Source organism: Tunicatimonas pelagia (genome assembly GCF_030506325.1).
Lineage (GTDB): Bacteria > Bacteroidota > Bacteroidia > Cytophagales > Cyclobacteriaceae > Tunicatimonas > Tunicatimonas pelagia.
The window spans coordinates 2,496,661-2,510,089 of record NZ_CP120683.1 but is presented as its reverse complement, the minus strand read 5'-3'; the positions used below and the strand labels follow the sequence as shown (position 1 = coordinate 2,510,089).

Sequence of the window (13,429 nt, the reverse complement as noted above, 5' to 3'; positions counted from 1 at the left end):
TCCTAAAAGTAGAAAAAAGGTCGCCGAATGGTTCACTCGCGTGGTGTCCACTAAGAATTGGAAAATAATGTGCGATTTAAAGGGGGGGAAAGAAAAACCCCTAAACATACAATTTAGAGGGTTTCGATGACTTTTGATTAGTAAAGAGTCGGGGCGGCAGGATTCGAACCTGCGACCCCCTGCTCCCAAAGCAGGTAAATTCCTGTATTCATATGATCTAATATGGTTTTATATATCTGATTATCAGCAATTTATGTTTTCGATGATTTCAGATTAAGCCAGAAAATACCTATATTTGCTTGCAAATAGCTTGCAAATTTTCTTATGGCAACAAACATCAAACTTCTGCTGGATACCCGTCGTGCCCGTAAAGACGGAACCTATCCATTGGTTATGCGTGTCCTCCATAACCGTAAAAGTATCAATGTCAGTCTCGGCTATAGCCTACTTGAAAAGGACTGGGACAGTAAAAACGAGAAGCTCAAGAAATCGTCGCAAGTGGTCGAGAATACTACTCGTTTCAATAACGCTCTGCATAAAAAGAGGACAACCGCCTATGATGTCATTGCCCGACTGGATGATGAAGGTAAGCTCTTATATATGAGTATGGCTGATCTGAAAGTAACTCTTACAGGCGGCAAAAAGACAGAGAAGCAAACTGTTTTTGTCTTTTTGGAGCATCTGATAGCCGACCTTAAAAAAGCCCGTAGGACAGGTAATGCTAATGTCTACGCCCAGGCCCTCAATCGCCTGCAATCATTCAGAAAGGGAAAAGACTTACCCTTTGAGGCCGTCAACTATGCATTCCTGACCCGTTTTGAAAACTGGCATTTCGCCAATGGCTCAAGTGCAGGATCGCTCAGCGTATACCTACGCACGCTTCGCAGTGCTTATAATAAGGCCATCAAATCCGGAATCGTCTCAAAGGAGGCGTATCCTTTTGCCCAGTATAAGATTAAAGGCCAAACGCCGGTTCGTATCTCACTAACTGAGGCAGAATTCAAAGCCTTACGTGATATTGCCCTGGAGCAGGGTTCCCCTCTGTTTCATGCCCGCAATATGTTCATGGCTAGCTTCTTTATGCGTGGCATGAACTGGATGGATATGGCCTTACTGAAAGTTGCTAACATTCGCGGAGACTTTGAGCGCATACACTACGTGCGCCAGAAAACCGGCAAACCTTTCAGTATCAAAATCAGTCCAGCCTTAAAAGAATTACTACTCTCTTATCTTAGTGAAACCCTCAATCCAAATGATTTCATCTTTCCCATTCTAAAGCCAACAGATGCTCCTGAACGCTATACCGACATTATACGAGACCGGCGTAAGCGGCTTAACGGACGGCTGAAAAAAATAGCAGCACTATGTGATATTAGCCCGTTTACCATTTATACTGCTCGCCACACTTACGCCACAACCGGAAAGCGCAAAGGCGTACCAACGGCCGTTATTCAGGAAAGTATGGGTCATGCTACCGAAGAGATTACGCAAACCTATCTGGACTCTTTTGAGAACAGCGTAATTGATGAGTACGATGAGCTAATTATGAGTGACTGAGTGTTTAGAAATAGTTGCCTTCATAGTTATGAGTATAGCTCTGAAAGGGAGCTGCCCCAGTAAGAGTAGTTATGAAATTTATTTATCTAATTGCATAGTTCCTGAGCGGTTCAATTCCTTTAATCAACCAATTGCCATCGATACTTGTGCAGGAAACACGGCAAAGGCGAGATACGGTTATGTTTTCATCACGATCTAACAGCTCTTTTATTTGCTCTGGCTCTATACCACATTTATACCATATATATTCACTCACCGCAGGTTCAAAGAATTTATATAACTCAATTCTCTCAAATTCCTTCCATTCTTTTGTTACGGCCACATCTTGTAAATGTTTGATCTGCTTTACGAAGTCATCTATCTGTGAAATTGTAATCTTATTAAGCCTAGTTAGATCATATGATGTATGAGTCATAATTTCATCTTTATAGTAAACTTTACATGACAAATCATCTACTTTATTTGTGACATCAAACACATGAATATTGTATATGGAAACCGTATTGGTATAGCCGATTTCAAATCTTTCAAAATCTTCCCTCCATTTTCGCTTCTGATAGCTTGGAGCTAGCAAATCCCAAGCATCTTTATATTCTCCTTGTGAGATAGAACCATAGAATTCATTAATGAGCCGCTTTATTGCAACTATTTCTGTTTTTGAAGATACAACATCTGCCATTGATTTAGTGGCACTGGTATTCTTATAAGATTTTTCTTCTAAGAAATTAGGGTAGTATTTCTCTAGAAATAGTTGAAAAAGGGCTTCAGCTTTCATTTTGGGTAGTGATATGTCAGCCCCTTTGAGGTCACTGGGGATTCTTAGACCAAGATATTCCAGTGCTTTAATTAAGGTCTCAACTTTAAAAGACACATAAGGCCTTTTTTCTTCATCTGAGCTAAGCTTGCCATACAAGTAGTTCTCGTATCTATCGTGACCGAAAACCTTTTTGAATTTGCTTTTTCCTTCATTATCCACTGCCGACCATACATTGTAAGGTGCGCAATTGGCATATCGTTTACGTTCTTCGTCAGTTAGTTCGTCTTTAGTGAATTTCTTTATTAGCTTATCGTATAATACTCGGTAAGCCTTTAAAGGAATATGCATTTGTGAATGGGTGCTCATTTGAAATAAAGGTTGATGGCCATTCTGAGACCTCTAAAATAGTCATATTTTTTTTTAGAAATGCCATATAGATATTTTAGAAATTTCTAAAAAGTCAAACTGTAAAGCTGATCAAGTACTTTTGCCTGCCATTTCCTTACTCACTACATAGCATTATTGATTATTAAGGCACATATATTGGAGGCATATAACTTCCAACTAAGCGCAAGCGGTAGAAAGCAATTTGAAGATTGTAAACATGACGTTGCTTTGGCAAAGCATTATGGAGTGGCCCTTGGCTGCATCTCAATGAATGATGGTTTCACAGATAAGCAGAAAGCATGTTGACTCAATTGATTCCAGAAATCTAGTAAACATCCCCTTGACAATATTATGAAAAAAATGTACAAGTCTTTTGACTAGTTTATTTGGAGTTTTGAGAATGAAATATAACCTGTTTTTCAGCAACCCTAAAAATAGTTTCAAAATATTCTTTTATGATGATAGCTATGATATATCTAACATGTCCTTAAATTATGACCAGAGAGGGTACTTATTTGATACTCCTTTATTACTTGATTCTCTTGAAATTAATTTCGTGGATGAATCAACATACCATTTGGATTATATGTCAGAAGAAGAAGTTTCCGACATTAATAACCCCGTCAATGACGAGAGAAAAAATAAAATAAAGTCTTCTGTCTTTAGAGGACTAGGCCAGTTTCTCACAGATATTATAAAGTGTGATGGACACAGTTGTTATCCAAAGTTTAACGAGAACAAGTGTGATGTTATTGAGTACAATAAACTGGGAGGAAAAGAGGTCAATCTAATCGGTGAGGCTATGGTTATGATTGCAAAATGGTAGAAACCAACGCATTGAATTTTTCAGTATCTTCTAATAGTTAGGCGATATTGTGTCGGACAAACCATTGCAAATCACGCTCAACGGAGATCTTATTATCGTAGATATCTCGGCCATCTACTTTTAGCTTGAGAGCCGCAAGCTGTTTGCGTACACTATTCATTTCTTTGTCTGTAGTATCTTCCCCGAATTGCATGGAGAAGACTTCTTCGTGAGAGCCAGGCAAAATAACCTGCTTTACATCTTCTGTAACCGGTATGTGCTGATAGGAGCGAGGGTCGAGGTTCAAGCAGTCCTCTATGTTGGTGTAATGCTTACCATCCCTCGTAAAGGTCAGCTTCTCCACGATCAAAGGTCCAACCCCGTTGTTTTCAATGTGGACAGCTAATAGTTTGCCTCTATCCGTAAGGGTAATCTGGGCTAAGGGTTTGAGCGAATTTTCGTTATGCCGCCGTTGAAGGTGCAACTGATAAACAGTGGCAAGCAAAGCCATCAGGGAGATTGCGAGTGCCAAAGCGTTCCCATCCTAACAAAAGAAATTGATGTGTATAAGCTATACCATCCCATGTTTTTGCAAGAGGTGCAATCGCTCTTTTGCCTGGAGTTCATAGTACATTGGGATCACCCGGTAATACAGGCTGCATTGTGGATCTTTCCCATCCACCCGATAGACGGGGCATCCACTCGTGCAAACCGAGCGGTAACGGCAAGTCCGGCAATCCTCGGACTTAGCCTCTTCATGATGCTCACCTTGCTCAATCATATCCACCAAATCCAGTTCGTCATTGAATATTGAGGAGCCTGGATGATCGTCTTGTCCAAAATGCACGTGGCAATACTTTAACGAACCATCTACGTAGATAGCCCCACCGGAAAAGCCGGAAGTGCAAGTTTGAAACCCTAGTTCATTGGGTTTTAAGTCACAAAACTGGTATCGCTTGGCAAATTGCCAACCAGAGGCTATCGCCTTTTCCATGATGGTGTAGGATTCCAACAGATACTGTTCCAGTAAGTCCGCCTGGATAGATTCGCCCTTGACAATGGAGTAGCGAAAAGGAACATCCAAGGCGATAAGATATCGGGTGAGTTCCGGCAGTCCGGCCAGAATATGGTTGCTAATAACGGTATTGACTGAAACCGGAATGTTTTCTGCCAAGAGCTTTCGCAGATTCGCGTCAACTACTTGAAATGAGCCTCTTCCTGAGCGGAAGGATCGGGTGGCATCATGCGTATCTTCCACACCATCCAACGAGATGCCATAGCCAATGCTATACTCTTTTGAGAATTTCAGAATATCATCACTAAGGATAGTGAGATTGGTAATAAACGCTACATCCAGCTTGCATCCTAAGTCCGTCAAACTGACTTTTGCTTCAGGAATAAAAGACTTCCAAACCTTGAACTGACTGAGAGGTTCGCCACCAGCCAGGCGAAGTTTGATATGCTTGATACCCCTCTTTCTTACGGTCTCAGTAAGCTTCAACAGAAGTTGCCGCCGTACTTCATCCGACATGCCCTTACGGGTGTTCAGTGTAGAGATATAACAATAGCTACATCCGAGATTACAGGCATCGGTCGTGTGAATCCAAAAGTTCAGCGATTTAGGCTCTTCTGGTCGCTGTGGTACACTGAATTCATCATCGAACCTTACAAGATCAGTCTTACCCAGCAGCACCAAAAACTTTTTTAGTTCTTCCGAAGAAATGCCGAACCGGCGAGATAGAGTTTCCAGATCGTCGCGGTTGTTAATCGCGTGGAGTATTTCATATTGGGAGCGGTTCAGAAGCCGAAATGAATTCGGATATGAACAGTTGACTGCATACCCGTACTTCTCATCAATTTGCTTAAGCAGGAGTTCTGGTGCTTTCTGGGGTATCAATCTCTTCATCTTCTTGAATAGAGGTATAGCCTGAGCAGTCGCAATTACCGGTCACAGCCGTAAGACTTAACGAGCCTTCGCCTAATGTATCTTCCAGGATAGCGGTATCATCAAACTGGAGGTCGTGATTAAAATCAGTCATCGTCGTATGGATTAGTTATAAATTATGTAGACTTCGTATTCGTTTACTTTAGTCGGTTCATTAGTGTATGCACCGTGCTGGGATGCCACTTGCCCCCCTCATGAAAGGTTGGTATCCCTTTCCTATTTAGCTCTTTTGAGATAGCTCGCACCGAGGTAATGCCACGGCGTTGCAATCGCCTCAGCACCGGCGAGAGCTGATGAGCAAAATCCTGAGCCGCCTTCCGGTTGGTAACAGAAAGGAGTTTGCCGTTTTTACCCAACTCAACACCGCGCTCTTTAGCCGCTTGTAAAGCAGCCTTCGTAGCCTCACTAATGCGTTGCCGTTGCTCTTCGGCTACTGCTGCTAGAATGTGAATTGTAAAGCGGTTTGCATGGGGGTTATCGGTTACGATAATATCCACTTTGGATTTAACAATCCCTGCAATTTGTTCTACATCCCGCCCTAACCTATCCAGCCGAGCAACGATTAAAGTAGCCCGATGCTGTCGGCAGAGGTCTAAGGCTTCAAACAAACCTATCCGATGTTTACGAGTAGATTTGACTTCTTTGACTTCCGTTATCAAAGCGTATTCATGGAGTGCACAGTAATTTCTCACCGCGCTTTGCTGTGCTTCCAGTCCTAAGCCACTACGACCCTGCCGCGTAGTGGATACCCGATAATAGGCAATAGCCTGCTTCATGTGGCACCCCTGTTATGTTCAGATGTTAAGGATCGTTTATATTTGGACAGGATGAGCTTAAAATTTGCTTAGTGAAGAATAGCAAGTTGTTGGATAAGAGATGGTTACAAACTCTCTGCCTTCCAAAAAATGAGGGTTTCTGTTTAGGGGTAGATGATGGTTTACATACGAACAAATTTTCAGCAAAGAATTCACTGAAATCGTACTTCTGAATAAGGGGTTTTGATTTCAAAGGTTGTTAGTAGATGACAAAAGTAGCCATCAAAGAAAAGTTATTGCATTATCTTTTCTTTGCTCTGTGGGAAAAGAAAAGATAGGCCTCGTTCGTTCTATAAGACAACAGTTCAAAGAAGTTGGAATTTCTACCCGTTGATTGCTTCCCAGACTTTCAATTCTCTATTGGATTTCACATTTTTGGGCTGAAACCTATACCTTATGGAAGTCATTTGTCTGGAAACAAAGGCGTTTTATGCGCTGGTGGAAGAAGTCGTCAAGCGGATACAGGACAACGAGCAAATCCAACAAGATAAGTGGCTCAGTACCGAAGATGCGATGGACTTGCTTAAGGTTAAGTCCAAAACGACCCTGCAAAAACTCAGAGACGAAGGAAAAATCCGCTACAGCCAGCCCCAAAAGAAAATCATTCTCTACGACCGAGATTCTATTCTTGCTCACTTAGATAGAAACGCACAAAACACTTTTTAACGATGGAAGCAACGAAGGATTATATTAAAGGCTTCAATAATGGCTATCTGTTTAGCCGTTACGCCAACGAACTAGCCGATACAGTCATTGATAAACTGGATAGTTCTCAAGATTATGTACAGGGTCTTAAGGACGGCAAACAACAGTACGAACAGGAGCTTGATAAAGAAATTGCCCGTTGGTCGGAAAAGCATAAAAACATGCAAGATCAATCCCGACGACCGGATGCTGAGAAGAAGCCTGAAAATCCCAAAGAGAAAGGTCCTAGCTATGATATGGATTAGGGTCATCATAGTCTCAGTAGCCTGTAAATAGAACATCAATCTAAACCAGAAATACCCTCATGTGTCAATCAAAGCAAAAACGCTATTACTATAAGCGCTGGGAACACCATGATAAAGGATGTGAATACCACGATAGGCAGTACAAGTACCATGATATATGGACTTGGATTTACGGCCTATTACATGCAGAGGAAGGAACAATGCCTAATATAGAAGAGCAAATCTACATGCAAATTGAACGCTTTCCCAAAGATCATCAACATACCCCAGAGGAGCAAGAGATTATTGATCTCTGGACAGAGCGTTATCGTCAATACGCCGCCGCAAATAATTTAGACGATAAAGATAGAAGAAGTTGGCCTTACGATGAACTAAACCAGCCTAACAATAAGCCCAGCGGCAATAATGAAAAAAGGAATATATTGACAAAATAGGAATATCATCCCATACTTGATAGAGGAACTATAAACCCCACATTCGGAAAGTTTAGCGACAAACGAATGCGGGGTTCTTTGTGAGAAACAAACCTATCCGAAGGAGAGCAATGTGTATACTGCCCACACCCCGAATTGGAATGAACTTATTTTTAGCATTCGTACCGAAAGATTGTCAATTGCCCAGCCTACGCAGCCGCTGAAATACCTGAAAGTCACTATACGTGAACATAGCACTGGAAACTCAACCGTTATTCCCGAATATCCCTGTCGCTACGATCATACGCCATCCATTGAAGAACTGTTGATGTTCCTCTATCAGAAGACCAGAATCTACCTGGATGCTAGGTTCAGTTGTGCAAGCCCCAGTAGCTTCATGATGGAGCGATATCGCATATCCGACCGCCAAACGGCTTATCAAACCTATCTATTCACCAAAGACTGCCATAACAGCCTACGGCAGTTACTAGATGCCACCGGCGTGACCTTCATGGAACTCAGGCAAGCACTAGGCTATGAAGACCATAATTGAGCTCTAAAGCCGCTCGTTCCATTTTTATTACCACGCTCTGGTCATAACTATTTTTTCATCGAATATCAGTCGACTATCTGAATATTATCCGGTAGAATCATACTGTGATCAGGGATTGATACTGCTTCGAGGAAAACCAAGAATGCCCGACCCAATGCTTTATGACGAAGTGCAAGCCGCCAAAATGATCAACCCCAAATGGGTCAAGCTTAAACACCCGGAGCTTAAAGTACGCAAGCTCATTCACCAGCTTGGCGCACCTCACCGGAAGGATGGCGCGACCATTCTTCTCACTCGTAACGATATAGAAACCTTAGTGGAGATGATGAAATGTCCCTCAAACTTATCAAAATCAAAAAATCAACGAACTGGTACATGCGCGGTACCGTCCGTGGACAAGACGTTTATGAAAGTACGGGAACTTCTGAACGAAAAGTAGCCGAACACGTCGCTCACAAACGGGAAACGGAAATCTGGGACTGTTTTCTTCACGGAAGAAAGCAGGTATCTACATTCGCCGATGCCATTGAAGTCTATTTGACCCATGACGGAGAAAAGAAGTTTCTGAAAGCTGCCTTTGACTATTTCGGGCGATGGAAGCTACGAGACATTGACCAGACTGCCGTTGATAAGGGAGCAAGAGCTACATTTAAAAACCACAAGAACTCATCTATCAACCGGCTATGGTATGACCCTATTTCGGCAGTCATGCATAAGGCTGCCGAGCATGGTCTTTGTGAATACAAACGCTTTAAGAAACTGAAAATCAAACCGGTTCCGCCGAAATGGGCAACCCCGGCGTATTTTGAAACCTTCTGGCCATACTGCAATGACAATCTTCGGATTATCACAACCTTCTTACCCTATACTGGCTGCCGGATTACCGAAGTGCTAAGCTTGAACTGGAAAGATATTGATCTTGAGAAAAAGACAGCCTTTATCAAGACCACAAAAACAGGGGTAAGCCGCAGTGTACATTTACCTGATATTGTGATGAACGCTTTGCTAGAATTACCTCATCGGCAAGGTCGGGTTTTTTCTATGTATCGTGCCAAAGATGCTGTCAACAGAGCCATACGACGAACAGTAGAGCGCATCAACCGCGATATACAGCACCATAATCATAATCATCCCGATCAGCCTAAAGAAGAGCTAGAGTACCTTTCTACTCATAAACTTGGCTCTCACACCTATGCTACCTGGATGATGCGCTATGCCGGGCTTAATCCACGTCAAATGTTAGGTACTGGACGATGGCAAGATATCAAGTCCGTTATTCGCTATACTCATACAGTTGCCAGTGAAGAAGGACAGAAAGCAGATCTGTTACCGGGTGCTACTGTGAAAAATCCGTGAACCTGGCTGATGAATGCTTTTCCAAAATCTGCTAAGTGATTGATTTTAATGGTGGACCCTAGCGGGATCGAACCGCTGACCTCTTCGCTGCCAGGTAGGAAACAATAGGAATGACTACAACCTATATCTTTGATTATAAATAGTTATCACTTCTTGATATAAGCATATTTTCCTAATAATTCACGGGTTTCAATCTTCTAAAAGACATTTTCTGTGAAAAATCCGTGAACATCGCATTAGTGAAGGTAGTAACCAAATAAAAGATGTAACCATTAAAAACACTTGCACAAACTATACTCTTAATATTTTTATAGTAAAACAGGAATTGAACCTACGTTTCATGGTGATAAAAATTTTGCTTATAGATTAGTGTAAAGTCTGCCTAGAAAAATACTTATAATAGAAAATTGTATGAGCCCAAATTTAGATGTCGAGCCATACTTGTGAAGTGGTCTACTGTTGTATGGGGGTAAGTGATAATCTTCCGGCTCTTCATTTAAATCCCATTGTAAGAAATTAATAATGAGTAGCACATCTTTCAATAAGATTTTACTGAAAGACAGAGCTGGGTTCTTCGTTGGATACCTTTCTGATAACCTTGCCCATCGGCACTACGCCCTACAATGCTCTGTTTCGCTACAGGAACCGCTGACGCTATACGGCCAAAACGGTTTGCTGTTACTAACCAGCGGCATTGCCATTAAACCTATGATAGAGCATCGATTGGTTAGCCGGTCACCTATGTTGATTATCCTGCTCAACCCTGCCAGCCGCACCGGCCACTTTTTTCACCATCACTTTTTATCGAGTGACATTGACCGTTTACCTGAAGAATTGACAAGTCTCCTACAGTCCCTCGGTCAGCAGTGGTTCACCGGACAATTACCGGCAGAGGCGTTTTATTTGGCCTATACCCAGCTTATCCAATCGTTTGTCCAGACCTGTTTGACTGCTTCTCATCACACCGATTCGAGAATCCTCGATGCGTTAGACTTTCTGGAAGCCAATGCCGATAAAGTGGTGCCGCTCGCTGAAGCGGCCTCGCACGTCTTTCTATCACCCGAACGATTCCGGCACCTATTCCAAGCGGAAACCGGCATCACATTTCGGCGGCTTCAGTTATGGAACAAACTCGTACAAGTTTTTCAGACCTATTCACCAGCAAAGTCGCTGACCGAGCTAGCGCATGAGCATGGCTTCTCAGATAGTGCTCACTTGAGCCGAACATTTAAAGAAACCTTTGGCTTGTCGCCTACCCAGCTTTTTAACAATAGCCGTTTTATTCAAGATTGAGGCTGCTACCCTAGCTATCTTTGCTAACTAAGTATTAAACCTGTAGTAGACATGAAACAATATCTGAAAGAAACGGCTTTATTGAACTACCCTCACCCGCAGATTCAACAATTAGTGGATCAAAGAGGGTGGCGATATCTTTCTACCGAAGATAAAATCCGCAGTATCTATCTTTTTGTACGTGATGAAATACTGTTTGGCTACAATGCAGCCGATGACATTTCAGCTACCCGGATACTAGCCGACGGGTACGGTCAGTGTAATACCAAGTCTACGCTACTGATGGCTTTACTGCGGGCGGTGGATGTTCCTTGCCGCTTTCATGGCTTTACCATTAATAAAGCGTTACAAAAGGGGGCCATCAGTGGTCTGTGGTACAAACTGGCACCACAGAATATTTTGCACAGTTGGGTAGAAGTCTGGCACGATGAACGATGGTTTTATCTGGAAGGGGTCATTCTGGACCGAGCGTATTTAACGCAGTTACAAAGTAAGTTTGAAGGGTGTACTACTTTTTGCGGATTTGGTGCTTATACGGAAGACTTACAAAACCCAGCGATTGATTGGCAGAACAACGATACGTTTATTCAACGTTTGGGGATCAATCAGGATTTTGGTCTGTTTAGCGAGCCGGACTCGTTCTACAGTAAGCACCAGCAGAAAATGTCTTTAGTCAAGCGTCTGGCCTTCCGCTATCTGATCCGTCACCAAATCAATGATAACGTACGGGGTATCCGGGACCAGGGCCGGTTTCCGGTTACAACTGCTCTAGTTGAAGCCGATCCACCAGCGAACCCGATGCTGATACCATAAAGATGTACGAATCGTTCTGGTATAGAACAACAACACCCTACTAGGGCAACTGCACGTTCTGACTACTTGAGGTTATTTCCTTACTCATTAGACTGAGCAAGTCGGCAAGTCTCTTGATCCAGTTCCGTTTCCAGCGTGTGATGAGAAAACGGATATTCCTTCAGCAGTTCTTTAGCTTGCTGCTTTACTGCCAGTATCTGTTTGAAGTTGTCAATGTTCTTCAATTTTAAATGCGAGGTAAGCACGTGATGTTCCCCATCCAGCGACCATACGTGGGTATGATGAATGGAGTCCACGTGATCAATAGCCCGCAACTTGTTTTCTATTTCCGACAAGCTCACGTCATCCGGCACGCCCTGCAAAAAGATGAACAACGTTTCGCGCAATCGCTTTATCACGTTCCACAGGATGTATGCTGTAATGAACAGCGACAGGGCTGGGTCTAAGTAGTGATTATCCTGAAAGCTTAGCACAATGGCGACCACCAACACGGCTACCCAGCCCAATACATCTTCTAACAGATGCCAAGAGACAACCTTCTCGTTGAGTGATTTTCCACCGCTCATTTTCCAGGCGGCGTAGCCATTAATCAGCACGCCAACAATCGCAAAGATAATCATGCCCTGGGCATCTGAGTGCTCCGGCTCCAAAATCCTGCCTACTGCTTCGTAGATAACGTAGACCGATCCGCCAATCAGTACCAAGCTATTGATCAAAGCACCCAAGAGCGAAAAGCGAGTGTAGCCGAAAGAGAACTTATCGGTGGCTCCCTGCTTGGATTTGTGGTTTAGGTACCAGGAAGTACCCAGCGACAGGCTGTCACCCAAGTCATGCACTGCGTCCGATACAATAGCGATGCTATTGACGTACAAACCGCCGATGAACTCCAGAATAGTGAAGCCTAGATTGAGGAAAAAAGCAATTTTCAGGTTCTTACTTGATTGATTGTGTGCGTGTGAATGATTGTGTGCCATAAATTTAGTTTTGTTTTTATTGGGAAAGTTTTAGTATTCTGATAGCCCCTCGCGCCACAAAGGTGAAGACAATTCCGCCGATCACCAGATCAGGCCATTTGTTGTTTAACAGATAGACCAATACCCCAGCGACAATCACTCCCCCGTTAACAACGATATCATTAGAGGTAAAGATAGCACTAGCCTGCATGTGAGCTTCCTCACTTTTGGCTTTATTGATGAGCCAAAGTGAAACCAAATTGCCGATGAGTGCCAACGCCGAAATAATGATCATCCATTCAAACAGAGGCGTTTCACTATCGCTAAAAAACCTTCGTAAGACCTCTAAAAAGCCTAACAGAGCTAATCCCATTTGAAAATAGCCGCTGATACGTGCTACTTTCTTCTTTCGGGAAATGGCCGCTCCAACCGCAAAGAGGCTTAATCCGTAGACAATAGAATCTGCCAGCATATCCAGCGAATCAGCTATCAAGCCCATAGAGCGTGAAATCCAACCGGTAGTCATTTCCACCGCAAAGAATCCGAAATTAATCCCGAGCACCCACCAGAGTATCTTTCGCTGGCGGGAGTCATCTGTTGCCACCGGTAGTTCCGCTTCTTCGGTACTTTCCAAGCGGTCGTTGAGCTGGAGTTCACCAATGGCCCGGTGAATGCTTTTTATATCCCCCGTATGGTATACTGCCAAGATTCGGTTGGGAATATCAAACGAAAGCTGCTTGACCTGCTCGTAGGGGGCTAGCTTCATCCGGATCATCTGCTCCTCAGAAGGGCAGTCCATCTTCGTAATTCTAAAGGTCGATTTGTTCATGTT

Annotated in this window: 16 protein-coding genes and 2 pseudogenes; 11 read left to right on the top strand and 7 right to left on the bottom strand. The window is 43.1% G+C overall.

Features of this window, described 5'->3' with window-relative positions:
- Window positions 1-324: 324 nt before the first annotated feature.
- From P0M28_RS31245 to P0M28_RS31235, 3 genes and pseudogenes are all read left to right on the top strand, one after another.
- Window positions 325-582, top strand: a pseudogene (locus tag P0M28_RS31245) (Arm DNA-binding domain-containing protein); the annotation flags it as partial.
- 18 nt (window positions 583-600) lie between these two features.
- Window positions 601-942, top strand: a pseudogene (locus tag P0M28_RS31240) (phage integrase SAM-like domain-containing protein); the annotation flags it as partial.
- A complete protein-coding gene (locus tag P0M28_RS31235; protein WP_496060943.1) occupies window positions 916-1,557 on the top strand; it encodes a tyrosine-type recombinase/integrase in 642 nt (213 codons plus the stop codon). The pseudogene P0M28_RS31240 and the gene P0M28_RS31235, both read left to right, overlap by 27 nt.
- Window positions 1,558-1,639: 82 nt before the next feature.
- Here the strand turns inward: P0M28_RS31235 and P0M28_RS10670 are convergent, their stop codons facing one another.
- The gene (locus P0M28_RS10670; RefSeq protein WP_302209888.1) at window positions 1,640-2,680 is read right to left on the bottom strand and encodes a hypothetical protein; all 1,041 of its coding nucleotides are present in this window, start codon (window positions 2,678-2,680) and stop codon (window positions 1,640-1,642) included.
- 394 nt (window positions 2,681-3,074) lie between these two features.
- Here P0M28_RS10670 and P0M28_RS10665 point away from each other — a divergent pair, with 394 nt between their 5' ends.
- A complete protein-coding gene (locus tag P0M28_RS10665; RefSeq protein ID WP_302209887.1) occupies window positions 3,075-3,527 on the top strand; it encodes a hypothetical protein in 453 nt (150 codons plus the stop codon).
- Between the two features lie 37 nt (window positions 3,528-3,564).
- Here P0M28_RS10665 and P0M28_RS10660 read toward each other — a convergent pair whose 3' ends face one another.
- From P0M28_RS10660 to P0M28_RS10645, 4 genes are read right to left on the bottom strand one after another with little or no spacing between them, the layout of a single operon-like run.
- Window positions 3,565-4,038, bottom strand: coding sequence for a hypothetical protein (locus P0M28_RS10660; protein ID WP_302209886.1), 474 nt, complete (start codon window positions 4,036-4,038; stop codon window positions 3,565-3,567).
- A 39-nt stretch (window positions 4,039-4,077) separates the two neighbouring features.
- Window positions 4,078-5,412 (bottom strand): radical SAM/SPASM domain-containing protein, encoded by a 1,335-nt coding sequence (locus P0M28_RS10655; RefSeq protein WP_302209885.1) that lies wholly within the window; start codon window positions 5,410-5,412, stop codon window positions 4,078-4,080.
- A complete protein-coding gene (locus tag P0M28_RS10650) occupies window positions 5,369-5,545 on the bottom strand; it encodes a hypothetical protein (RefSeq protein ID WP_302209884.1) in 177 nt (58 codons plus the stop codon). The genes P0M28_RS10655 and P0M28_RS10650 overlap by 44 nt, the downstream gene beginning before the upstream one ends.
- 43 nt (window positions 5,546-5,588) lie before the next feature.
- Window positions 5,589-6,227, bottom strand: coding sequence for a recombinase family protein (locus tag P0M28_RS10645; RefSeq protein WP_302209883.1), 639 nt, complete (start codon window positions 6,225-6,227; stop codon window positions 5,589-5,591).
- A gap of 435 nt (window positions 6,228-6,662) precedes the next feature.
- On the opposite strand from P0M28_RS10645, the gene P0M28_RS10640 reads away from it, so the two are divergent.
- From P0M28_RS10640 to P0M28_RS10610, 7 genes are all read left to right on the top strand, one after another.
- Entirely contained in the window at window positions 6,663-6,932 is a 270-nt protein-coding gene (locus tag P0M28_RS10640) for a helix-turn-helix domain-containing protein (protein WP_302209882.1), read from the top strand.
- Window positions 6,933-6,934: 2 nt separating this feature from the next.
- Window positions 6,935-7,216 (top strand): hypothetical protein, encoded by a 282-nt coding sequence (locus P0M28_RS10635; RefSeq protein ID WP_302209881.1) that lies wholly within the window; start codon window positions 6,935-6,937, stop codon window positions 7,214-7,216.
- Between the two features lie 59 nt (window positions 7,217-7,275).
- Entirely contained in the window at window positions 7,276-7,650 is a 375-nt protein-coding gene (locus tag P0M28_RS10630; protein ID WP_302209880.1) for a hypothetical protein, read from the top strand.
- 112 nt (window positions 7,651-7,762) lie between these two features.
- The gene (locus P0M28_RS10625) at window positions 7,763-8,182 is read left to right on the top strand and encodes a hypothetical protein (RefSeq protein WP_302209879.1); all 420 of its coding nucleotides are present in this window, start codon (window positions 7,763-7,765) and stop codon (window positions 8,180-8,182) included.
- A gap of 375 nt (window positions 8,183-8,557) precedes the next feature.
- A complete protein-coding gene (locus P0M28_RS10620; protein WP_302209878.1) occupies window positions 8,558-9,538 on the top strand; it encodes a tyrosine-type recombinase/integrase in 981 nt (326 codons plus the stop codon).
- A gap of 522 nt (window positions 9,539-10,060) precedes the next feature.
- Window positions 10,061-10,831 carry an AraC family transcriptional regulator gene (locus P0M28_RS10615; protein WP_302209877.1) on the top strand — a complete coding sequence of 257 codons (771 nt, stop codon included), beginning with the start codon at window positions 10,061-10,063 and terminating at the stop codon, window positions 10,829-10,831.
- A 51-nt stretch (window positions 10,832-10,882) separates the two neighbouring features.
- Window positions 10,883-11,644, top strand: a complete 762-nt coding sequence (locus tag P0M28_RS10610) for a transglutaminase-like domain-containing protein (protein WP_302209876.1) — start codon at window positions 10,883-10,885, stop codon at window positions 11,642-11,644.
- An 80-nt stretch (window positions 11,645-11,724) separates the two neighbouring features.
- On the opposite strand, the gene P0M28_RS10605 is transcribed toward P0M28_RS10610, so the two are convergent.
- Both P0M28_RS10605 and P0M28_RS10600 read right to left on the bottom strand, forming a co-directional pair.
- Entirely contained in the window at window positions 11,725-12,618 is an 894-nt protein-coding gene (locus P0M28_RS10605) for a cation diffusion facilitator family transporter (RefSeq protein ID WP_302209875.1), read from the bottom strand.
- A 16-nt stretch (window positions 12,619-12,634) separates the two neighbouring features.
- Window positions 12,635-13,426 carry a cation efflux transmembrane domain-containing protein gene (locus tag P0M28_RS10600; RefSeq protein ID WP_302209874.1) on the bottom strand — a complete coding sequence of 264 codons (792 nt, stop codon included), beginning with the start codon at window positions 13,424-13,426 and terminating at the stop codon, window positions 12,635-12,637.
- Between the last annotated feature and the right edge of the window lie 3 nt (window positions 13,427-13,429).